This is a genomic window from Bradyrhizobium yuanmingense (genome assembly GCF_900094575.1).
Taxonomy (GTDB): Bacteria; Pseudomonadota; Alphaproteobacteria; order Rhizobiales; family Xanthobacteraceae; genus Bradyrhizobium; species Bradyrhizobium yuanmingense.
Genome location: NZ_FMAE01000017.1, coordinates 1 through 22,922 on the forward strand (window position 1 = coordinate 1; position 22,922 = coordinate 22,922).

The 22,922-nt window shown below is 56.2% G+C and carries 19 protein-coding genes and 5 pseudogenes; 12 read left to right on the top strand and 12 right to left on the bottom strand.

The annotated features are described in order from the left end of the window. From GA0061099_RS34735 to GA0061099_RS34750, 4 genes are all read right to left on the bottom strand, one after another. Positions 1-216 (bottom strand): IS4/Tn5 family transposase DNA-binding protein (locus tag GA0061099_RS34735; RefSeq protein ID WP_244621013.1); only part of this gene is annotated, 216 nt, incomplete at its 3' end. A gap of 273 nt (positions 217-489) precedes the next feature. Beyond that, positions 490-969 carry a cupin domain-containing protein gene (locus tag GA0061099_RS34740; RefSeq protein ID WP_081493130.1) on the bottom strand — a complete coding sequence of 160 codons (480 nt, stop codon included), beginning with the start codon at positions 967-969 and terminating at the stop codon, positions 490-492. Between the two features lie 14 nt (positions 970-983). After that, entirely contained in the window at positions 984-2,054 is a 1,071-nt protein-coding gene (locus GA0061099_RS34745) for a tagatose-6-phosphate kinase (RefSeq protein ID WP_244429445.1), read from the bottom strand. A gap of 204 nt (positions 2,055-2,258) precedes the next feature. Beyond that, a complete protein-coding gene (locus GA0061099_RS34750) occupies positions 2,259-2,939 on the bottom strand; it encodes an HAD family hydrolase (protein WP_036032336.1) in 681 nt (226 codons plus the stop codon). 743 nt (positions 2,940-3,682) lie between these two features. Between GA0061099_RS34750 and GA0061099_RS39490 the strand changes: the two are divergent. Continuing rightward, a pseudogene (locus GA0061099_RS39490) lies at positions 3,683-4,245 on the top strand (IS256 family transposase); the annotation flags it as partial. Positions 4,246-4,772: 527 nt separating this feature from the next. Beyond that, complete coding sequence (locus GA0061099_RS34760) at positions 4,773-5,090, top strand: hypothetical protein (protein ID WP_074448295.1); 318 nt, start codon at positions 4,773-4,775, stop codon at positions 5,088-5,090. A gap of 142 nt (positions 5,091-5,232) precedes the next feature. Here GA0061099_RS34760 and GA0061099_RS42320 read toward each other — a convergent pair. Then, a pseudogene (locus GA0061099_RS42320) lies at positions 5,233-5,572 on the bottom strand (IS630 family transposase); the annotation flags it as partial. Between the two features lie 666 nt (positions 5,573-6,238). Between GA0061099_RS42320 and GA0061099_RS34765 the strand changes: the two are divergent. From GA0061099_RS34765 to GA0061099_RS34780, 3 genes and pseudogenes are all read left to right on the top strand, one after another. Further along, the gene (locus GA0061099_RS34765) at positions 6,239-7,306 is read left to right on the top strand and encodes a PLL family lectin (protein ID WP_478209845.1); all 1,068 of its coding nucleotides are present in this window, start codon (positions 6,239-6,241) and stop codon (positions 7,304-7,306) included. A 65-nt stretch (positions 7,307-7,371) separates the two neighbouring features. Then, positions 7,372-7,849: pseudogene (locus GA0061099_RS34770) on the top strand (transposase family protein); the annotation flags it as partial. A 1,119-nt stretch (positions 7,850-8,968) separates the two neighbouring features. Beyond that, the gene (locus GA0061099_RS34780) at positions 8,969-9,454 is read left to right on the top strand and encodes a hypothetical protein (protein ID WP_036031673.1); all 486 of its coding nucleotides are present in this window, start codon (positions 8,969-8,971) and stop codon (positions 9,452-9,454) included. 148 nt (positions 9,455-9,602) lie between these two features. Here the strand turns inward: GA0061099_RS34780 and GA0061099_RS43030 are convergent, their stop codons facing one another. From GA0061099_RS43030 to GA0061099_RS34795, 4 genes and pseudogenes are all read right to left on the bottom strand, one after another. Next, positions 9,603-10,388, bottom strand: a complete 786-nt coding sequence (locus tag GA0061099_RS43030) for an ATP-dependent nuclease (RefSeq protein ID WP_338060699.1) — start codon at positions 10,386-10,388, stop codon at positions 9,603-9,605. A gap of 30 nt (positions 10,389-10,418) precedes the next feature. Continuing rightward, positions 10,419-10,805: pseudogene (locus GA0061099_RS43035) on the bottom strand (AAA family ATPase); the annotation flags it as partial. Then, on the bottom strand, positions 10,694-11,578 hold the full coding sequence (locus GA0061099_RS43040) for an AAA family ATPase (RefSeq protein ID WP_074448299.1): 885 nt from the start codon (positions 11,576-11,578) through the stop codon (positions 10,694-10,696). The gene GA0061099_RS43040 and the pseudogene GA0061099_RS43035, both read right to left, overlap by 112 nt. A 194-nt stretch (positions 11,579-11,772) precedes the next feature. Further along, positions 11,773-12,343, bottom strand: a pseudogene (locus GA0061099_RS34795) (transposase); the annotation flags it as partial. Positions 12,344-12,878: 535 nt separating this feature from the next. On the opposite strand from GA0061099_RS34795, the gene GA0061099_RS40625 reads away from it, so the two are divergent. Continuing rightward, the gene (locus tag GA0061099_RS40625; protein WP_141697720.1) at positions 12,879-13,550 is read left to right on the top strand and encodes a hypothetical protein; all 672 of its coding nucleotides are present in this window, start codon (positions 12,879-12,881) and stop codon (positions 13,548-13,550) included. A gap of 63 nt (positions 13,551-13,613) precedes the next feature. After that, positions 13,614-14,366 (top strand): hypothetical protein, encoded by a 753-nt coding sequence (locus GA0061099_RS34805; RefSeq protein ID WP_141697721.1) that lies wholly within the window; start codon positions 13,614-13,616, stop codon positions 14,364-14,366. A gap of 310 nt (positions 14,367-14,676) precedes the next feature. Here GA0061099_RS34805 and GA0061099_RS42850 read toward each other — a convergent pair whose 3' ends face one another. Continuing rightward, the gene (locus GA0061099_RS42850) at positions 14,677-14,808 is read right to left on the bottom strand and encodes a hypothetical protein (RefSeq protein WP_271540005.1); all 132 of its coding nucleotides are present in this window, start codon (positions 14,806-14,808) and stop codon (positions 14,677-14,679) included. Between the two features lie 222 nt (positions 14,809-15,030). Between GA0061099_RS42850 and GA0061099_RS34815 the strand changes: the two genes are divergently transcribed. The 5 genes from GA0061099_RS34815 (at position 15,031) to GA0061099_RS34835 (ending at position 20,973) form a co-directional block, all read left to right on the top strand. Then, a complete protein-coding gene (locus tag GA0061099_RS34815; RefSeq protein ID WP_074448303.1) occupies positions 15,031-16,401 on the top strand; it encodes a hypothetical protein in 1,371 nt (456 codons plus the stop codon). Between the two features lie 263 nt (positions 16,402-16,664). Beyond that, entirely contained in the window at positions 16,665-17,021 is a 357-nt protein-coding gene (locus GA0061099_RS34820) for a helix-turn-helix transcriptional regulator (protein ID WP_074448304.1), read from the top strand. Continuing rightward, the gene (locus GA0061099_RS34825) at positions 17,018-17,536 is read left to right on the top strand and encodes a hypothetical protein (protein WP_074448305.1); all 519 of its coding nucleotides are present in this window, start codon (positions 17,018-17,020) and stop codon (positions 17,534-17,536) included. Before GA0061099_RS34820 ends, GA0061099_RS34825 begins: the two co-directional genes overlap by 4 nt. A 696-nt stretch (positions 17,537-18,232) precedes the next feature. Beyond that, entirely contained in the window at positions 18,233-19,630 is a 1,398-nt protein-coding gene (locus tag GA0061099_RS34830; RefSeq protein WP_074448306.1) for a hypothetical protein, read from the top strand. Continuing rightward, entirely contained in the window at positions 19,597-20,973 is a 1,377-nt protein-coding gene (locus GA0061099_RS34835; protein WP_074448307.1) for a peptidoglycan DD-metalloendopeptidase family protein, read from the top strand. The genes GA0061099_RS34830 and GA0061099_RS34835 overlap by 34 nt, the downstream gene beginning before the upstream one ends. Here GA0061099_RS34835 and GA0061099_RS40630 read toward each other — a convergent pair. After that, entirely contained in the window at positions 20,962-21,582 is a 621-nt protein-coding gene (locus GA0061099_RS40630) for a hypothetical protein (protein ID WP_141697722.1), read from the bottom strand. The genes GA0061099_RS34835 and GA0061099_RS40630 overlap by 12 nt on opposite strands. A gap of 685 nt (positions 21,583-22,267) precedes the next feature. Next, positions 22,268-22,828, bottom strand: coding sequence for a hypothetical protein (locus tag GA0061099_RS34845; RefSeq protein WP_074448309.1), 561 nt, complete (start codon positions 22,826-22,828; stop codon positions 22,268-22,270). Positions 22,829-22,922 lie beyond the last annotated feature (94 nt).

The following is a 22,922-nucleotide window of genomic DNA, read 5'->3' on the forward strand; positions in this document are numbered from 1 at the left end:
GAAAGGATAGGCCGCCTTGGTATTCGCCCAGTCTTGGCAAACCACCGGAATGCTCTGTCCGATATCTCCACCAATCTGCTGCAGCAGCATGCGAAAGCTCTCGCCAAGTCGAGCGTCCCGGAATTCGCCCAGCGCAGCTTCACGGTCGAACCAGGTCACCGCGTCAGACGCCAACCGATGCGCCTTCTCATCCCGGACGCGTGAAGTCAGTCCCATAGAGCACCTCTTCTCGAATCAGGTGCCCATCAAAGAATCGCAAGCGATTCTGGCGACTCAAGTTTCTCGACTCAGTGCACCTCAAAAAAGTGGGTAATCGTAAGCTTCACCGGACGGATACGGCTTAGCTCGGATGGATACGTTGGTGTGACATTCAACACGGCATCGAAGTCGCTAAGCCGACGAAAGTCAGTCCATAATTCGCCTGACTGGCCTCGCCTCAGCAAATTTGGCGATAGCTCACGAGCGGCCCGCAGTGGTCAACTGATCCACTCAACGTTCGCTCGAATGTTCGGATTCAATGCGGCCGTTGCCGCGGTGCCAGTCATCTTCAAGCCGAACTACATCATCCAATTCCGGAGTGGAGACCTCTACAAGAGTGATGTCATCCTTGGCTTCAATGCGATGCACCATGCCGGGCATGATGTGGACAATATCGCCAGCCCTAAGATCGATTTTTTTCAAACATCCAATGCGTCGCTCGCGACCATAGAAAAGTATACCGCTCCCACTCAGAACGAGGTTCGCCTCTTCCTTGTGTTCATGATATTGGAGGCTGGTTTTGCGACCGGCCTGAATATGAATGAGTTTGAAACCGAAAGGAGCCCCTTCAGCTACGAGCCAGCGCTCTTCACCCCATCCCTTGGTGACCTTCTTGGCGATGGTCACGTTCTCAACATTGAGGCCGCTTGAAGCGTTACTGAGTGACTTACTAGCGTCAGAACGACTCTCGTTCAGGTAATCTTGTTTCATATCTGCCCCCAACTTCATGCGGCAAAGGCCAAGACATATCGCTCGATGGATCGTTCAACCGCGCTCTGTAAAAGTTCGTCTAGGCTCTTTCCCTGTTTGTAGCATGCAGAATCCGCGACGTTTTTGATGGCCTGATATCTCTCGGTGCCAAACACGTAATGACCTGCGATTATAGCGCGATCTATATCGGATGCTTCGGAGTTCGGCTTCATCCATTTTTCCCAGGCGAGTGACTCGAAGGCCAGTTCTAAAAATTTTTCCAGTTGAACACCTAAATTCAGCTCTTTGAGGATGCATACAAAAGCTCGCGTTTCGGCGACGCCACACTCCGGTGCAATGTTAATTGCTGAAACGCCGGACCGTTTTAGTACAGAAATGTGCCCTGCTGGCAGGTAGTCGGCGTTATGGGCCTTTAATGCGCTGCCTCTTTCACGACAGATATTTGCAAGCTGCTCGACCGAGTGCCGGACCTCACGCGGAGCCGCCATGATTGCTCCCACGTTCTCCAATTCCACAACTTTTGTTCCGGTCTGAGCGACCACAAAGGTCGGCAAAGGCAGTCTGAGGTCAATTAGTCTCTTAAGGATATCTTGCAGCCTATCCTTGAAGTCAGACGGACAATCGGGATCGATACCCTGATCTTCGAAACCGACTTCAAACCGAACCAATCTACCAAGGCTTCTCGCAAAATCATGGCACTCCGCGTATAGTTCCACTAACCTCGTTACAGCCTTGTCAATTGGGGCAACTCCAGCTCGTTCTAAGCTGGTGTCAATGTGGAGTAGATCAAATCCTGCCCGGATGTCCTCTTTGAAGGACTCTAGGCACGATTTCATGGCTCTCTCGTCGCTATAGTCACGTTCACTAGGGTGCTGCCATGGCCCCCCGTGGTCACGGCAGATGAGTAGGGAATTCGGTGGGAACTTCTTTCCTACGTGTTCGGACAACGCCTGCGTGGTCCAATTCTCCACGTAACCGCCGCCTAAGTCGTCCTTCTCAATTTGACGCCTGCTCGCAATAAGCATCAAAGGGATTCCGTGATGCCTCGCGATGCTCCCGCAAGCTTCCACCGTGTTTTTTGACATCGGCCCGATTCCGAGGGAGGGCCGATGCCGTGCTTCTATTGGCTGTGTATTGAAAAGTGCCATTGTGGCCCTGATCGCATAAGTAAAGAATTCCTTTGACCTTCATCGCAACGGCATGAGAGTCGCTCTAACGGCTTTGTTCCGGAGCTCTGCGTCGCTGTTCTAGAAAACGACGCTTGGTGATGATTCTTGGCCAATCATGTTTTATGCATTCCGCAGAAAACCGGTCCTTTGTAAGATTGGCAACAGCTCATGATGGTTGTTAATCATGTAGTCTGGATACGCCGCCCGCAAACGCGACTCCGAAACAAATCCTCCGGTAATGGATATGCTTATGAGCCCGAGATCGCGTGCAATATCCGTTTCGACCGGCATATCGCCGATAATGAAGGTTGACTCCGGCTTCAAGTCGTTTCTCTGCATGTATAGACGAAGCCGCTCTCCTTTGCTCATCGATTTGTATTGGGTGGCGCGGCTTTCAAAGGCGAGCACATCGTCGATGAGGTCATTGATTTCAAGTCTTCTCAATTGGGAGCGCAAAGGATCAACTATATGGTTGCTTACGATGATGGACGAAGCCGCTTCTCGGCGCGCCAACTCCAATACTCTGCGCGCGCCCTGGCGCAGCTCGGCTTTACCTGCAAGAGGTTCGTAGGTGTCGTGCAAGATTGCGCTCCCATCGCGATCCACCATCGCGACCTCATCTTGCGACATTCCGAGATTGAGAAAAAAACGAGATAGTGGAACATCGCAATGTTCTCGAAGAGTCTTCATGTCGATTGGTGTATGACCAAAGCGATGTAGTATGGCGTTGGTCGTTTTGAGCAATGCACACGCATCATCGAGCAGCGTTCCATTCCAATCAAAGACAAGAACAGGTTTCATAAGTTTACCTCAAGCGGGGTCGCCTCCGAATAAGATCGGCGCGCTAATTCGCGCACGTCGTTGCTGCCCCGCAGCCAAGAGGGCTTCAATTGCCACCGTTTACGCTTGAGATGCTAACCCCTGCCGCGTGGAGAGATGGCTTCCCCTCCTCGAGCAAACGCCGTGCCAGTCCTTAGATGAATGGGCTCGCGCCGACACAGCGCGTTGGCAAGTCATCCATCGATGATGTCCCGTGGTTCGAGTGCCGACATGATGTCGAAAGCTCGACGGGCACTGTCCAGAACCCGTCAAATATTTGGAACGAGCGCTGCAAGAGCTTTTTTCGATCGACTTCCACGGGAGCGGTGCGGGTCATATGTTCGGCCTCTAGTGCGCATACGTCCGCCAGCCATGATCAGGCCCGGGACACGAGAGGCCGAATCACTTTACGCGCTTTTGCGGGGTGCGACCTGCTTATCTCGCAATTTCGTAGATTTTCTGATCCGCGAGCACTTTCGAAGAAGCGCAAACGCGTTTGCCGCGACGTTCGGGAAGCTTGCGCACATATTCAGTTGGAACGCCCCCGAACAGTGCCTTTAGCAGGTTCATGAATAGAGGGTCCGTCATGACCGCAGGGTCATTTTCCTGATATTTCCATTCGCTACGGGGATGTCCCGGGTTCTGTTGAATTGCTGAAGAGGTCGGCGTTGCCCACCTTGAGCCGGTAGGCTCGGGGTGCTGCTTCCACAAAGGAGAGCAACGCCATGACGAGAGATATCACCCCGGCTGGTTGGCCGGCGACCGGGGCTGTGGACGAAACGTTTGCAGAAGTGCCGGCGAGCTTCGATCGGTTCTGCCTTGCGGCAGGGATCGCGGCGCTGGGCACGATATGGAGGCGGATGTGGCGGCGGCCTGCGGGCCGCGCCAGGTCGCGATGTGGCACGGCGGGCGCACTGTTGGGGCCGAACGCGGGGACGGATTGGTTTCGACGGCGGCAAGATCGAGGTCGAGCGCCCGCGGGTCCGGGGCGTGGACGGCCGCGAGATCACGATCTCGAGCTGGCCTCGCGGAGGTTCGTCGCCTGTCGGCGGCGCGGCTGGCCGACTTCATGGCTGCCGATCTGTCCGCGCTCGACCTTCTGGTGGTCCAAATCGATGGGCTGCATCTCGGCGACGATCTTGTGCTGGTCGCCGCGATCGGGGTTGACGGCGAAGGCAACAAGCATTCGCTGGCGCTGGTAGAAGAGGCGAGCGAGAATGCCGCAACGGTTCAGGCCCTGCTCGACAACCTGGTCTGGCGCGGGCGCGCCCCGACGGGGCCCACTATGCCTGGTGAGAGCACCATCGCACGTTGAGCGCCGTAGTAGGGGTCTCATCGAAACAAACTATCAAACTCCGTCGGACGCCTGATCGTGGTTCTTCATCGAGACGGTCTGCCATCGCCTTCCGATGGGACCCTGCATGCGACACCGCCATTGCGTGGTGTTAGGAGGCGTACAACTGATCAACGCATCGACAGTGCGGGGAAGAACCAAAATAGCAGAATTGCGAGCTGCGAGCGAGGGCAAGAAACACGAGAAGGGGTGGAAGCCTGGCAAGCAAGACACTCGGGGGCTACAGGCGCGGCAGGGAAGATTACTGAGACTCCAGCGCGCCGCGCCATTTTCCACAGTCCGTCAGATCCGTAAAGTCCTTTCCAACCGTCGCGTGATGTGGGTTAGTAGAGAACCAGAATTGTTACTGCGAACGACTCGCTGATTTTTTCGGCGGTTGCGGAGCGGCAAGAGGACTAGAGAGCTGCATGTCGAATATCATTCCAAAGAAGGCCAATGAGCTGATCGATCCCTAGGCGCAGATGATCGTCGGTTTTTTACAGGCTATGGGTTTGCCAGCAGACAATGTGATTGCGGGCCAAGATGAGCGGCGGATACTCGGCGACAATATTGAAAGCCTGATTCGTGATCTGCCTGTAGAAGTGAGGAAGGATGCTCGGTATCTCTCCGTTATCGGCGCCGGTTTCGGTCTCTTCGACTATTCCTTGAGTGCGGTTTGGAATGAGGTCGTCATCAACCTGCGGCGCGGTTTACGGCCTAGAGGTATTTTTTCGACGCGGCTGTCGGCGGCAGCAAGGCTCGCGAGCACTACAAGACCGAAGATGAGCTTGCGTCTCTGAAAGACTCCGTGCTGCTCGATACATGCCGCAAATTGGAGCTGATCTTCGACGCGACCTACAAGAAGCTCAAGCATATTTTGGAGATGCGGAACGACACCGGATTTCGCATCCAACCAACTACACAATCAATGCATTTGAACTGCTAGTGTCCTGAACCAGAAGTTCGCAACATCGCCTCGTGCTGTACCGGGGCATTGTAACGGTAGAAGCGTTCGATCGAAGCAAGGATGTCATCGGCTGACTTGGTCCATCGGAATGGCTTCGGATCGGCATTGTATCGTTCGATGAACGAGGTGATGTCCGCCCTGAGGGCAGCGACACCGCGATAGAGCCGCGCCTGATCTTCTTATCCGTAACGCGAAGAAGCGCTCGACCTGATTGGGCCATGACGAACTGGTCGGGGTCAGGTGCACATGCCAACGCGGCCTTTTAGCCAGCCATTTCCGGATCAGCGGCGTCTTGTGCGTTGCATAGTTGTCCAGAGATCCCATCTGGCGGAGTGGGTGAGCGATCGGCTATCGGCCGCGGGGTCTGTGAGCTGCTTCGCTCGGGCTAGTCTACGATAATGTAAGAGATCGAGCGCAGATCTCTAACGCAAGAGCTAGGCGCACACATAGAGCTCACATCCCACATCAGCACATCGTTCGATGACGAAGATGCGACGTTAATCCAGCCAGATCGGTCATGGGACTTGAGCGACATAAGACGAGCTGCAACGAAATACGTTGCGAATCGAAGGTGCAGATGCGCTTGCGCCGCCGGTGCCCACGTCCCTGTGTTCCCGCACGTACGATCTGGGGGACGGCGGCGCAGGAGAACTGGCCGGCCAAAGCCCCGACGCACGCGTCGCGGCACGCCAGCAAGCCTCCGCGGCGTTCCTCGCGGAGCACTTCGATCGCTGGCAGCAGACCTTGCGGGCGGATCTCCGGCAATCAAAACCGGCCGAGGAATCACCCGCGGTCTCGCGGAGGGACGTGTGGGGTGAGCGCAACCAAAGTGTTGCTTCGCTCACTGCAGCAAACGCGAATGAGACGCAGGGAACTTGAGCCCGCAGATCACTTTCGCGCGAGACCGTCTTGTGGGCATCAGAATAGGTATGCTACTTTAAATTGCGTGGGGCAGACCTCACCCTCACTGCAAGTATACAATTGGAGGTTGTCGTGACAAATGCAGCAGCGGCGCTTGCCCACTCGGTATCAGTGACAGAGAATTCCGATGGACGATTGGAGGTGTTCAGTCTCGGAATCGACAGGGCGCTCTGGCACATCTGGCAGGAAAAGCCGAATTCAGGTCCATGGTCGAGTTGGGCCTCGCTTGGCGGCGTTCTCACCAGCTCGCCCTCCAGCGTCGATAATTCCGATGGCCGGCTCGAAGTGTTCGCCCGTGGCACCGACAAAGCGTTGTGGCACATCTGGCAGGAGGAGCCGCATGCCGGACCGTGGTCCGGTTGGGCCTCGCTTGGCGGCACCATCACCAGCGATCCGGCGGGCGTGATCAATTCCGACGGCCGGCTCGAGGTTTTTGCGCGCGGGACCGACAACGCGCTCTGGCACATCTGGCAGGAGGAGCCGCATGCCGGTCCGTGGTCCGGTTGGGCCTCGCTTGGCGGCCAGATCACCAGCGATCCGGCGGGCGTGATCAATTCCGACGGCCGGCTCGAGGTTTTTGCGCGCGGGACCGACAACGCGCTCTGGCACATCTGGCAGGACAAGCCGCATTCCGGTCCGTGGTCAGCTTGGACCTCGCTTGGCGGCCAGATCACCAGCGACCCCGAGGTGTTCATCAACTCCGATGGCCGGCTCGAAGTGTTCGCCCGTGGCACCGACAAAGCGCTGTGGCACATCTGGCAGGAGAAGCCGCATGCCGGACCGTGGTCAGGCTGGGCCTCGCTCGGCGGCACCATCACCAGCGATCCGGCCGTGGTCGACAATTCCGATGGCCGTCTCGAAGTGTTCGCCCGTGGTACCGACAATGCGCTGTGGCACATCTGGCAGGAGGAGCCGCATGCCGGTCCGTGGTCCGGTTGGGCCTCGCTTGGCGGCCAGATCACCAGCGATCCCGCCGCGATCGCCAACAGCGACGGCCGGCTGGAAGCGTTTGCGCGCGGGACCGACAACGCGCTGTGGCACATCTGGCAGGACAAGCCGCACTCCGGACCGTGGTCGGGCTGGGCATCCCTGGGCGGGGTTCTCCTGAGCGATCCACTCGCGGCCTGATACGGACTGCACAAGAGGCCGGCCGCCTCACAAGACGGCCGGCGCCTAATTGACCCATCATTATGATCCGTCGCAAGATTGATGGCGATGCGGTGCTGGAAGCTCGCTTCGGCCCGCTGCTCGATCTGGCGCAGCGGGTGCGCAGCCAGGATCAGCATCAGCGCGGTCCAAAGGTCTATGCGTTACGTGCCCCGGAGGTCGAGTGCATCGGCATGGGCAAAGCCCGCGCGCCTTACGAGTCCAGATGCAAGGTAAGTATCGCCACCCCCGTGACCTCCCAAACGGCGGACAGTTCGTGCTCCATGCCAAGGCACTGCACGGCAATCCCTTCGACGGGCACACGCTCGGCCCCGTGGTCGCCGACACGGAGAAGCTCTCACTGGCGTGGAGGCGCGCCGCATCCATGTCGACAAAGGGTACCGCGGCCACAGCCACCCGCATCGGTTCAGGGTCTGGATCTCGGGGCAGGTCCGCCGCGTCACGGCTTCCATCCGGCGCGAGATGAAGCGTCGTGCGGCTGTCGAGCCCGTCATCGGCCACGTTACAACTCGCGACCTTAACGCATTTTCGAAGCTCAATTTGCTTCAGATGAGGTCGCGTCCCTGGCGTAGCTAATTGTTTGGATAGCCGCCAATCCTGGTAGGCGCCGCATGCCCCACATAGCGCTACAAAGCCCTACCCACGGGTGACGACCCGGGAGCGAGGCGACTAACTCTTTTTGGCAAGGCCAGCCAGTGAAAGTTAGTGGCGCATGGCAGGGACAGCGCTTTGCACTTTTCGGCGCCGAGTTACGTTGCCGCTTAAAGCGTCGAAGGAGCAAAACCGAAAAAGCGAGATGAGTTGAGGGATACGACTGTCGTTAGCATGTCGTATTTGTGCAATCGTGCTCAATCTGGCCTGCCACGAGCTTTCATCCGCAACTCTCGAGCCTCTTCTCAGGCGACGCCTCGTGTCACAGTCAACTACCCGCTTAGGCAGTTGATCGAAACGACAAACATAGGACCAATCGATGCCAAGGAATGCGTTTCTGCGTCGCCGAACACCTTCACATCTGTAGTTTTCAAGCACGGGATCGAGGCAGGTTGCTGGGCCGAATAAGCCAAGCTGCTGGTTTGCCATGGCTTGACGAGGGAACGCAATTTGCCGGCGAGAGCTGCCGTGTATTGACCCGTTACGACGTTCGACCGAAGCATTTCGTTCTCGGGTTGACCAGGCGAACGGAGCCTGATGCCCCTGCAATTCCATCGCGCTGCCGAAGACATGGAAATATGGAGTGCGAACAGCGACGGCTATTCGTTCGTGATCAGCTTCCAGAGCCCGACTGGTCGTGGCTTCCGCGGAAGGTCGGGCTACGTCGCCTCGTGGCGTCCGCTTGACCAGAGCCGTGGCTCGATCAGGATTCTCGGCTGGCCGCTCCAAAGCTTCGCTGAGGCCGAGAATGCGTGTAACAGTATGCTGAATTACCTTCGAGACGTGAACTGACTTCCACTCTCTGAAAACTTGAGCCTCGCCAAATGCCGCAGTCACTCCGAGCGCCACCCAGGATACTCGATCGAATGTCACTGCTCACTCTTTATGTAAAGGCGTTGGAGCATATGCTGGCAGCCGATGCAGACGAAGTTGATCTTTAGGAATGGCAGTCGGGATGATGGGTTGTGTACAATGAGCAGCAGACAACTTAACGATGAGTATGACGCCGAGGAAGCCGAGGCGATTGCCGCGGCACTTGACCTCACGCTCGATGAATTGAATCAAATCGAGTATACGATAAACGAGATCGCCAACGACGATGGGCTGGTTTACGCATACGGCGTAGAAATCAAAGAAGGAGCCCCGCAGTACATCCTCGACAAGCTTGCGCCGCTGCCCAGGCGGGGCAACTTAGTGCTGATTCATGTGCGGGGATACGCCCACGACGCAGATCAAGAGGAAATTGAAATAGAGATGGCCAGGACGACCGTTTACAAAGTAAAGCTCTACAACATCGCTACAGATGAAGTGGTTATCTCCCGGCGCATGGCCACCTACGACGGGGCAGCCAAGATGGGAGGGTGGCCGGTTGAAGGCACGGGTCATATAATTGACCTAGCTGACCTAGAACCCGGAGAGGAATGGACACCTCGCGATTTCGATCCGACTACGATATGACGGTGCTCACGACTGAGATGCGTCAACCGCACAAACGCTCTCGAACATGATTGATTACCATCATACGGCGAGGCAATTTGGTTCTCCCGACTCATCCCGTAAGCGCTAAACCCTCCAAACAACGCTCGCAGTTACGGCGATCTTCTTGTCATGCTGCCGCGTCCATTGCTTGGCCGAACGCCGCAAGACGTCGTATCAGGCTTGTTAGCACTTCCGGCTTTTTACCCTCTGCCCAGGCAATGGCAAGCAGCTCCCCGATCAACGCCGGATTTTTTCTGAGACCTCCAGCAGCCGGATCAATGGCGCGCCGCGCTTCATTGTTGACCCGATCCCAATCCGCCGCCTCGAAACACTGCCTAACGGAATCTTCAATATTATTAGGCCAAATCGCACAACAGTCACCCCAAACAATGGCCGACGGGAAATGATCGCCCCCCAGCTCAAGAGCCGCTAGGAGAGCTTTGTTGTCAACCTCATGGTGACGTCGACGATCAGGATGTTCCTCATCACCGTCAGCGTCGAATATGACGAAGCAGGGTATCTCCAGCTCCTGAGCGATAGTGAGCAATTGAAGAATGTTCGACTTTCCTTCAGTCGGCAAAATATGAAGTCCGGCCCTTCGCATAGCATTCCATTCGCCATCGAGATGAAGTGCCGCTGAGAGATAAGCACGGTCGGCAATCCCCTCGACGAGCACCAACCGCTGGCTGAAATACAATTCAGATGGTTCCGGCCGCAACGCCGCGAGTAGCTTTGCTCTCGCGACGGGGTTCTTGTCCGGCTTCTTGCCCGTCGCTTTAGAGATACGCACCGCGAACCTGTCGAAGTCTGTGCACTTTACGTGCGATTTCCCCGATTTTCCGTCGCGCCGAACTAACCGGATATCTTCAAACTCTTCGCCGGAGACGAAATAAGGCTTGTGAGTCGTGAGCATAACCTGGTTGCCCAAGGCCGCCAATTCTCTCAGCACGGCCGACAGGTGTTTTGCTTGCGGCGGGTGTTGATAAAGCTCAGGCTCTTCACATCCTAATATAAGGGTAGGTCTTTCGATGCTGGTTTCCGCGGAAGAACCGCTTTCGACGGACGCAAGCTCCTGCAGGATAGCGAGCAAGAACGACCTTTGTAAGCCGTGACCGAAGCGCAGCATGCTTCCCTTGAATGAACCTTCCTGTGCTTTGATAGTCGCTTTCGGTTCACCAATTGAAACCGACTTGTCACTGCCCTGTAGCCATTCAACCATTAGGCTCGCGTCGGGGTGGGCGAAGACAGCGAGACGTTTCGCCAAGCTGTCTGAGATTTCTTGAAGTGTGCCCTGCTGCGCCTGAAGGAGCGCGTCGTACTCTGCACGAGCACGTGCACGCAGAGCCTCCAATGCATCGTCGAAGTCAACCTTCTGCCGGACAGTCCGTTGGAGCAATTTACCCAAGCGGTGTTTCCCGCTTCTTCTGCTTCGGCGGATGCGTCCTTGACGGCTGGGAGATAAACCCACTGCACATAGGGCTCAAGCCTTCCCCTTGCCCTGCCGACCCCATAAAAGTGATCAGTGCTTCGCTGGCTCTCACAAATTTCTGGACGAGCCTCCTCATAAGATCGAAGAGCCTCTATCATAGCCGCCTTGGTCGGCTTTTTCCCGATATCAGGGAAATCCGCCAATCCCTTCGTGACCTCGAAGAAGCGAGCGCGGAGCGGCTCTACGGTCGCCTTGTTCTTGTCGTCCTCGAAAAAGGCGGCGAATTGTTTAAAAACGAGGCGCTCTCCCCACTGAATAACGGGAGCCTTAGCTGTTTTGGCATCGAAAACTGCAATGGAAGTTACAACCAACTCTCCATGGCGAACGTAGTGAGACAGGTCCTCTTTGGCCGCGTCGCTGAGTTGATCGAAGGTAACAGTGATTTGCACTGGAATGTCTGTGTTCCCACCGTGGAAATCTTCGGCCGTTAGCGTTGCAACGTCAGTTGCACTGCCAGCCTCTTGGAAGAAGACATTTAGCGCGCCCAGGATCGTCGACTTTCCTGCGCCGTTGGGCCCGACCAAGCAAGTACATGAGTCAAAAGACACTGTTTGGTCCTCGAAGGCCCTGAAATTCTGCACGCGGACCGAACGGATTCTCATGACATCCTCCATAAGCAATAGAATATGCTTACAACTTTCGCGCGCTTCCGCCCGATTGGTCAACTGTAAAGTTCTTTCTTAGAGTCGCTTTCTGCGAAAACAAAAATGACCGCATGCCAAAAATGGGCGCACGCCGTCTCGCTGGTAAGATAATCGTTGTAGCTAGCTGCACGATCACCGCGGGGGATGTCCCGATCGGTGTTGAACTACGTCTGCCGGAATGAATGTTGCGCAGCCCTCGTGACGTAGGCAGCGGGCTTAATCGTCATGCGATCGTGGTGAGCTTGAAGGGCCGCACAGAACCGACGATTGCTTATGCGGCTTCAATCGCCGGCAGCCCTTGTTGGCCTCGATCATGCCGGCCGCGTACCCATCGCAAAGCCACACCGGCATCCCGCCAACGTTTTACGTTGCTCATGACGCGGTGAATGGTGCCCATCATGTTCTCGGCGATGTTGGTACAGGCGAGCGATCGACGAAGCTCCTTCGGCAACTTCAACCGGACGACAGTCAGGATTTCGTCGAGGCCTTCGAGGATGCTGGCCGCTACGCCGGACCATTGCTGGTCAAGTCGACGCGCGAGATTGCGGATCAATTTTTCGGCCTTGTCGGCGTCATCGAGCTCCCAGGCCTGGCTCAACACCCGACGGGCGACCGCGTGATGCTCTTTCGGCAGGCGTTCCATATGTTGCGCGCCTTGTGGGTCTGGCAGCGCTGGAGCGCAGCGGCCGAACTGAAGGTGCGCCGGATCGCGCTCGACAACGCTTTCGCGGCCTCTCAGGCGTTGAAGCCTGCGGCAAACCCGGGGCGGTTCAGTGTTCTGCCATGTCCAATCGCGAGCTCTCGCATTCGCGGTCTGATCGCGGTTCGTTGGAGCGCCTACACTCGCGAGTGAGCGCGGCATCCTGAGTCGCCGGCATCGTGACAAACACGACATCATCGGGATCATCGGCAAAGTACATTCCAGCCGTCAGTCTTTACCCGCTGCCCGCACTGTAGCCCCGGATGGCGAGCATGCGCCTACGAGAAGTTTTGATGCCGCTGCCTTGGCATGGCTGCTCTTTCAATCGGCCAACAGCCGAATGAGACAGGCCCGGAGTGGTTCGCTAACATCCGGGGAAGCTCTGCTTACCTGAGTCAGAATGCCGCGCCGCGTGCGATTCTCAGCGCGCATTGGCCGTGATTCAATGCGCCATCCATATACGCATTGCTTGCTGGCATCACGCCGGTGCGGATAGGGGTAGTGCGAGAAGGAATTCGGCGCTGCTCGCCACTACTATCTCCAATAGCGCCTCACGCGGGAGTGGTAGATATGCTTAGATCATTCAACATAGTCGTCGCTCTAGCAGCAGTCCTCGTAGGATCGTTGCCGTTTGCTGCATCTGGTCAAACATCGCCACGTGGTGCTCCCATCGCCTCTAGTCCGACCGCCCCTAATGAAGCGAAAGTTGAGAGTTTCCGCTCACGCCTCCAGGATCAGCAAAAGACACTGGAATCATATGGGGCAACGATCTCCGGTTTGGTTGATCGTCTTAAAGCGGCGTCCGGCACGACTGTAGCAAATCGAATTTCTGAGGTCCGCAGTTTGAGGGATGCACTGGTTCAATTGGGCGTCCAATTACAGCCAGACGCACCGTTGTCCCAAAGCATCGACCAATATCAGAGCTGGATTTCGGCGCAGATGGGCCGGGTCAACAATCAGCGTTCCACGCTTGGACCCGAATTCGTCCAGGAGCTTGTGCGTCGATACCAGCAATATCAACAGGAGGTAACGCGTGCGCGCGAGTCGGTTAGCAACCACTCGAATGCAATTGACCGCACTCTGAACGAGCTCACGACAGCCGAGCTGCGCGCTGCGGAAATGTTGATGGCCGAAGACGCAGCTGCGGCGGTCAAAGAACTTCTCGGAGTGTTGGATAATGTCGGTCAGACAATCGAGGACATTCGCAGCAATCTACGAAAGCTCGGCAATGCCGGGGCGTAAGTGACGGCGATAACTTTCCTCTTCGGCGAGTGGACGGAGATCACCACTGGTAGGGAGGTTACCGTGCGCGTAGGACTCATAAGTCTGGTAGCGGTGATCGTGTGTGTTGCCGCAGTCGGCGCGGCTCCAAGGCTGGCCGACAAACAGATATCACCAGGTGCGGGCGAGCAGAAGGTCCAGACCGAAACCACGAACACCCGTCCAATCGTGCAGCTGGACGAATTAGTCGATCAGGCACCTGACGGCAGCCTCGTGATCGAACTTTATCAATCGGTACGCAACATCAGAGACGTGGAAGCAGTAAACGAGCACGTCAAAGCACAGGTCAACAACGCACAGTCTGTTGCCGCCGACGTTGCGCGTTTGCACGACAGCATCCTGAAATCGTGTGACGACTCGGATTTTCCGAAAACTGAAGTTATCGCACTCAAGGCTCGTGCCTTCTCAGCCACTCTTGCTCGAGTCGATGGCGAACTCACAAACGCGTTGGCCGCGACGCGGCAGATAGTTGAAGCCGAGAGACCTGGCTCGATCAAGGCCAAGGAGGATATAAACCGATTTGTGCTTGCAGCGCATGAACTCGGTCGTCTGCGCGTGCAGGCGACCGAGATCGCAAAGGCGATTGAGGGTCTCAGCGTCAGCATTCGCACAACACTAACCTCGTGCACCGCGACGCCGGTGGCTCCGCTGTTCGCTATGCGCGATGTGCTTCCCCTTGGAGGTCAGGCGCGGCAATTTCCTTCCATGAAGCAGAAGCGCGCGTTCAAGCCCGCAACTACGCTCCGCCGCCGCTCACTTAGGCAAGAGCCGCTATAACCCGCCACCGGTCGCATGCAGGTCTGCGTCCTGTTGGAACGGAAAACAAGCCGCTGAAGAACACGAGGCCAGCGCAACCAAACGTCACGCGTGACCTTTAGGCTTTTGTGCTGCAGCAGACTCTCGTTGCCTTGTTCGGTTGCGTTTCTGCCTTGATACTCTCTTCGACCGAGAGACACACGGAATAGCAAGCCTCGACGCAAAGCTATCTCACCGCTTCTTGTGGTCATAGTCGAGGTCCTCCCACTGAAGGCGGGGCGAACGGTCTTCCCGATCCATGGTCGGCCATTGGGCTTGGGTCGGTTCGCCCTTACCACAGTGTTTGTTGCTTGAGCGGCTTGCACGCTTCGGCCTCATCTCGTGCCCCCTCGCCACTCGCTTTGGCGTTTGTGTCAACGATCGCCTTCTTCAGCTCGAGCAGCATATTCTTGATCCTGTCCATCGACATTTCGAGCGCAGTAGATCTGCGGTTCGCGTACCACGCCCCAGCTATGAGTGCGCTAAAGATGCCGATGAAGTACTCCCACCCCACATGAAATGTTATTGCCTCCATATACGGCCATAGGCTAAGTCAAAAACCGTTCCGGCAAAGGCTGGTGAATGTGCGGACATGGCACAGCTCCGGCTCTCGCCGAGGTGGAAATCGTCGGCGATCGTTAGTGCCATGAACGATCCTGGCGGCAGCCGCAAAGGCATAACAGAGCATAGACACGTCAGTCCGACGGTGTCCGACGTGCTTGAAGATGGCACCATCGTTGAATTGGTCTATAGGCCAGAGCATCGCGCCACGCTGCTCGCGACGTCAGTTGCAGGACGCTGGACCTTGGCCACGCACGTGGACGTGCCCGGTGGGCACCAGCTGGTCCCGTTTTCGCCCAACAACAATCTGATCAAGAATGACGTTGTACTGCTGCCGTCCGAACCGCGCATCCACGGGACCGAGCAAGAACTCGTCTCTGAAATTGTGGCTTTCATCCACCGCTACGCCGACCTTAGCCCGACCTTTGAACAGGTCGCCAGTTATTATGTCCTGCTGAGCTGGGTGTACGATGCATTCAATGATCTGCCGTACCTACGTCTTCGCGGCGATTTCGGCACGGGGAAGACACGGTCGCTCCTGACGATCGGTTCGCTCTGCTATAAGCCGTTCTTCGCAAGCGGCGCCTCGACGGTCTCGCCGATTTTCCACACGCTGAACGCGTTTCGGGGAACACTCATCTTCGATGAGGCCGACTTTCGCTTCAGCGACGAGCGCTCGGAGATCGTCAAAATCCTCAACAACGGCAATATGCGCGGCATGCCGGTCCTGCGCACCGTCATGAACCGCCAGCGTGAGTTCAACCCGCAAGCTTTCCATGTCTTTGGACCGAAAATCGTTGCAACGAGGGGACGCTACGAGGACAGAGCACTGGAGAGCCGCTTCATCACGGAGGAAACCGGTGCGCGGCCGCTACGCAACGACATTCCCATCAACCTCCCGCCGACCTTCAAAGATGAGGCCCGTGAGTTGCGCAACAAGTTGTTACTGTATCGCTTTCGAAGACGGCACGAGATTGAGCTCAACCCGGCCCTCGCCGATCCCAAATTGGAGCCGCGTCTCAATCAAATCATGCTGCCGCTGCTAAGCGTCGTCAGTGATCCACGACTGCGGAGCGAACTCCGCAATGCCGCGGAGCATGCCCAGAATTCGATCATCGCCGAGCGCGGCCTTCTGATGGAGGCCCAGGTCTTGGAACTCCTTGTTGACCTGATGTTGTCTACCAGTAGGCAGGTCGTTCCCGTCGCTGACATCACAATGGGTATCATCGATCGCTACGGGCCCGAGTATGACCGACCGATCAGCAACCGGTGGATCGGAAGCGTCCTGCGTACGAAGCTGAACCTCCTGACCTACAAGTCCCACGGAGTGTACGTCGTTCCTATGACCGAGAGGGGAAAAGTGGAGATGTTGTGCCGGAGATATGGAGTGAATATTGTCACCGATGCGCCGCCGACAGAGCGTAAAGGGGATGTGGGGACTTCCGAGAAGTTCTAGAGGCTCTCTCAAAGCTGAACGTATAAGCGAGCGAAAACCACCATCCGGCGCGCCGTGTCGTTCTTCGACATCCCCAAGTCCCCATCTCCACAAGATTTTCATCTGGGACCAGGCACCATCCGAATGCACGATAGATATAATGGACGGCCGCAGTTTGTTGCATTTGAGTGCCACGTGGGCACCTTTTCACGCCTCGAACGAAACTGCATTCCAGGGGACCATAGCGTGCGTGCCTGTCATCTTGCTGGCCGGCTGCACGACCCATGCGTTACCGTCATCAATCATACCTTCGTCCGCATCGACGTCGCTGGGGGCTTACCCAGCAGGAGCTGGCATTCTTAATCGGCGCAAAGAGCAGAACCGCTGTCTCACGAATTGAAAGCTCAAAGCGCAAGCCCAGCCTCGATGCCGTGTTCATATGCGAGATGATCTTCAATACGTCCCCATTGGAGCTGTTTCCTGGGCTCATGTCAGACCTACAGGTGGCCATACTTCGGCGTGCCAGCGAACTCTACGAAAAGCTTCAGGGCGATCCGTCCAAGGCAACGCGCCTGAAGCTTGATTTCCTCGAACGACTGCTGGAGCGAGTAGAAGGGAAGCGCATTGATGCAACCATATGACGAATGACAACCGGTCCGCACTGGTCCTCTCTATCTATCTAAACACGCGCGGCTTTGCGTTCATCGTGTTCGAAGGCCGCTTATCACCGTACGACTGGGGAATACGCGAGATGCGCGGACCTCGAAAGGCCAACGGATGCCTTCTGCGTATCTCCCAAATCATCGATCGGTACGCTCCCGATGTGCTCCTCACCCAAGATACCTCCGAGCAGGGCACGCGACGGGCGCGGTGGATCAGCAAGCTCAACGGCTCGATCGCCGAACTCGCGAAAGATCGTGGCATTCCTGTTTTTGCCTATTCGCGCGCTCAGGTCCGTGCCGCGTTCGATGAGTATGGCGGACCTCCAACCAAACAAACTCTAGCCGAGCTGATCGCGAAGCATATTCCAGCGTTCGAGCAATATGTTCCGCCGCCTCGCAAGCCATGGATGAGTGAAGATCGCCGAATGGGCCTGTTCGATGCGGCAGCGCTGGCGCTCGTATTCTTTCAGTCGATCGACACCTCGGTCAGGTAATGGAGTGTGGACAGTGAAGACCTCGCGCAATACGCGCATTTTCTCCTTGCATTTCGACTAAAAGAGCATCAACTTGAAACAGGCGCAATTGAGCGCCTCACAACTGCCCACAAAACGGCGGTGTACCGAGTTCGCCGTTACTTCAACTGGCAGCGTCCATGCCATCGGCAGGCACCTAGAGCGGAAATTTCTGAGTGTGATTGGCTCGCCCACCGTCGTGTGGACCGAGAACGTGATTGATGCGCCCATAGTTTTGGCGCGCCTTCAGCGTATGCGACCACGGCTAATTTATTCGGAAGGGACCTCCCATGCGCAAAGTATTTCTTGGGATCGTCGCAATCATAATCGTTCGGGTGAGTGTCGGCCCACCTGGGCTCAGCAGGGCGCTTGGTGCGAAGCCAATCGCAAAGCGCTCTGCACCAAGATTTGGGGCAGTGCCGGAGCTGCAAACTGCCTCGCGCAGATCCCTTGCTCAATTACGTCGGCAAGGGTTGCGCGCCTGCATCGGTCGTGAACGCGCGATACACCGTCTATTGTCACAGCAATCGAGGAAAAAGTTTCTGCCGCTGATGCGGTGGTGATCGGGAGGGTGGACTTCTCGCGCGTTTCGGCGTTCGGCTCGCGAGAGAGTTCCGTGCCTACCCGGACCTAAAGCGACGTGAGTCTATTTGTTCAAATCGGTTTGGGGAGGGCGAAATGGCAAGCGCTACAAAGTTTGGCACCGAGTTTCCCGTAAACACCACCACTGTCAGCTCTCAGTTCGACGCCTCCATCACGGCATTAGACGACGGGCGCTTTGTGATGGTCTGGACCGACACAACTGGCGAAGACACATCAAGCGATGCCATACGAGCACAAATATTCAATGCAGACGGTAGCAAGTCGGGTTCTGAGTTCTTGGTCAATACCGGGACCGCGGATATCCAATATGACCCGGCAGTCACGGCGCTGAAAGATGGCCGCTTCGTAGTTGCTTGGAGCGATGGCAGTGGAAGCGACGGTGACACGTCTCTTCAAGCAATCCGCGCACAGGTATTCAACGCCGATGGTAGCAAATCGGGCGGCCAGTTTCTGGTCAACAGCACGACAACGGGGTATCAGCTCGACGAAGCTATCGCCGAGCTGAGCGACGGCCGATTCGTTATTACCTGGACTGACGGGAGTGCAACGGGTGGCGATACCTCGAGTTGGGCTGTCCGCGCTCAGGTATTCAACGCCGATGGTAGCAAGTCGGGAACAGCGTTCCTGGTCAATACTGCGACGACAAGCTTTCAGTACAACCCAGCAGTTGGAGCGCTGAATGATGGCCGCTTTGTCATTGCGTGGACTGACGGGAGTGCAACGGGCGGCGATACGTCAGGCACAGCCGTACGCGCGCAAGTGTTCAACGCAGACGGCAGCAAGTCCGGCAACGAATTTTTGGTCAATAGCACGACGACTGGTGACCAATCCGGGCCAGGCGGGGGAGGATCGGAGACAATCACCATAACAGCACTTGTTGACGGACGCTTCGTCGTCGCGTGGACCGATTACAGCCAAACGGGTAGCGACACCTCGTCGTCTGCCGTACGCGCTCAAGTCTTCAACATGGACGGAAGCAAGTTAGGAACCGAGTTTCTGGTCAACACCACGACAATCGGTTCGCAAAACAACGCTGCAATTACCGCATTGATGGATGGAGGCTTCGTTGTAACGTGGACTGACTCTAGTCAAACTGATGGCGACACCTCTTCTACGGCCATTCGCGCCCAGGTGTTTAACGCGGACGGAAGCAAGTCGGGAACTGAGTTCCTAGTCAACAGCACGAGCCCCAACATTCAGCAGGACCCTGCCATCACAACGCTACGAGACGGACACTTCGTGGTGGGTTGGACGGACTGGAGTCAAACTGGCGGCGATGCGTCAGGCGCAGCCATTCGCGCACAGATATTTGAGATAACATCAGCTAATCGTCTGCCCGTCGTTTCAGATACGATAACCTCGAGTAAATCCGAGGACGATCCAGCGTACACCTGGACTTGTTGCTATTCGCCTCCGATCCCGACAACGATGTTCTTCACGTGGCGAACGTTACAGGTCTCGCGACCGGCGTGACGCTGGACGGCGACACGCTGCACGTGGATCCGAATACCTACAATTCGCTCGCGGTCGGCGAGCACGCCACGATCAACATCAACTATATTGTCACCGATGGAAACGGCGGCTCTGCTCCTCAGACAGCAGTAATCGCAATCAACGGCGTGAATGATGCCCCCGTCACCCTCACGACGCTTGCTTCGGCGCCGCTTGGTTCTGCTATCGAAGGGCAAGCGTATTACGACCCTGACATCAACAACACCCTACAAATCACAAACTTATCGTTCAAAAAGCAGACCGTTGTTGGTGATCCAGGCGATTCCCTTCTGATCCAAGGAAACTATGGAACATTTTTGCTGAACTCGGATGGAAGTTATACATATTGGACCGATCCTCACGCATCTATCCAAGCCCAGGTAAGTGACAGCTTTAGTTGGACCGTCACGGACGGATACAGCACCGCGCAATCGACCCTGATAATAAATGTCACGCCCTCCGCCGTGCAGTTCACGTCAGTGCCGGTTGGCAATCCGATAGATTCGACCCAAATCTCGCAAGGTAATCTTACGCACGAAACTCACAAGGGGCACTTGAGTTGGGCCTACGATTTCTTGGCTCCCAAAAACACCGACGTGTCAGCCGTAGCAGATGGCACCGTAGTGTTTGTCCAAGATGACCTGTCCGAAACTGCGGGAGCGTACTGGTCTGGTTACGGGAATATCGTCACGATCGCGAGTTACGTCGACGGGCAGATTTTCTACACTACGTATGCTCACCTCGCGACCGGTTCAGCTGGGGCCCTCGCCGTAGGAGACGTCGTGACCGAAGGTCAAGTGATAGCCAAAACGGGCGACACCGGAACCTTATACAAGGGAGGTCTTCACCCTCACCTACACATTCAGTTCGGAACTGAGCTCTATTCGGGCACTTTGAACAACACAACTAACGAAAAAGGCCTCATTGCGGATGGCCTAAATGATCAGGTTTGGCCGGCATACTTTGAACAATTGGATATCAACTTCAATTTCAACGGAAACGACGCCATCAAGGAGTATAGAGGCACGCCTGGCCGAGATGTGTTTACGGCCAATAACAAGGGCGACACGGTCCATGGTTACGGCGGCGATGATCTCTTGATAGCAGGAGCCGGTGCCGACAGATTTGTTTTCAACAAATATTCAACGGGCGACACGACGATCGAGAATTTCGAGGCGGGAAAAGACCATATCGTACTGCAAGATAATATCCGAGTGGCCGACCTAACCACAACGTCAGCCGGCACCGTAATAGATTTGAGTAGCGGGGGGACGATCCTGCTTGACCACGTCACTAACTATGCCCATTGGCACCTACTGTTCTGATTGATATTTCCCATATCTCCAAACGCTAGGTCCCTTTTTTAGGACGAGCTCAGTGCCCTCACGAGCAAGCGTTAGTGAAAAGTACCAAGGACTTCCTATGCCAACGTCTTCTCGCAGTAGGAGGCCGTTTGTGGGGACCGCAGTTTCGTTGTCCATGGCATGCCCCTCAATTTCCTTCGATGAAGCGAAAACAACTGCCCATGTTCCTGTTGTATTATCTGCCCAATGATGCGTTCCTATCGCTTCAAAATCTGAACTCTCACCCAAGTCGTAGATATCGGTAAGGCCGTTTGAAGCTTCACGAAAAGTGCCGTCGCTCCTAAATTCGAGGGTATGGACCTCAGTTTCGCTTGGGCTATCTGCCTGCAACCAGGTGCCGAGTAGTCGATTGGAAATCTCTGTAGTGGGGGAGCCGGCGGAGTAGGCATTTCTCGCCGTTGCCGCTCCCACATTCGCTTTCGCAGGCACCACCTCTGTAGAAACATCAGTCTGATTTTGCACCGAAGTATCGGGACCGCGCATTAGAACTCCAGCGCTCACGGCGACCGCGCAAATTATCAAAACGATCCCCATCAGGACTATGGTAATGACCACCGTAAACGGTCTCATCGTTGCAATCCTAGCACGAGGTTCGGATTTAGGTTGACGCTCGTGTGGGGATAAGAACCTGCGCAGATGCGACGAGCGCTCGTGACGAGCCTCAATTTTGCTTTCCCAACTTGCTGCGCCGGAGATCAGACCAGTTATCACAATAGTCCGACGTCGATCGGTTCGGCCACGATTTATTATCGTAAGAGCTCGGCAACTAGGTCTGCGAGCGCTCAACGGACAGGCCCCCAAGGGGGGATCGCCGAGTCAGCGACCTTGTGTTGGGAACGGCATCGATGGCCGTCAATTTCCTTCGTACGAACGCATTGCCGCCTTCGCGCTACCGCTGTCGAGCATACGGCCCGCTACTGTGCAGCGGCGCTCTTCGATTTCGGAGGGACCAATCGGTCCCATCGAAATTCCTCTAAGGCGCTCACGACGGACTGAAGCAAAACGTCGGGTCGATTGGTAACAATGCGCCCGCACCGGCTTGTTGCGATACCGCCGCTCGAGGCAGTGGAGAAAATGATGCGGGGGAGCTGCGTATCGCCGAAACTCTTCGGAAACTCCTGGGCGAATTTCTCTGCCATTGAGAAGCCCGCTGGTGGGCTCTCTTGGGTCTGCGCATTGAAGCGCCCTAAATCCTCTGCAAACTTCTGACTCAGCTATTCGTTCGGGAAGGCAAAATAGAACGCGCCGCATCGATCTAACGGAACGCTCGTGTCATGGTCCCGGATAAGGTTGCTGATAACAAGATCAAAATCACTTCTGTGTTGAGGGCGATCTGTAAGTCTATGCCCATATCTCGGAGAGTACCTTCTTCGAGCCGATTGTTTGACGGCCTGCCGTCCACCCAAAGCACCCGAGCCCCCGCTAGTGCTGGATATACGCGTTCGGCACGAACGAGCGCTCCATTCGCGAAGCGGAGATAAAACTCTCGATGAACCTGCAAGCCTTGGCCCTGCAATCCTCTCTGTTTGTCGAGCTCCGCTAACTTTTCCGCTGCGGCAGCTCGGTCAAATTTCCACCCGCCGGCGAGCTCTCCATGGGTGATGCTGTTGAGCCATGTAGCAAAGAATGGCCAATTCCAGACGATCAGGATGAGGATAGCGATGGGCACGATCGCCTTAAGCAGCTCAGCAATACTCGAGAGCGCGGCGGGGATGTCTACCCCCTCCGGCTCTGAATTGGACGCCTTTGCGGGCTGTACAAATACGTCGACGCGACGCTGAGGTAGCGCCCCACTCTCTGGCTCACCCATGCTCATGCAAGCCCCCCTAAAAAGCAAAAATCGTAAATACAACCTAAGGGGATGGGCGCGAGCGTATACCAGGGAGGCAGCTTCTGTCCATCAGGTGTAT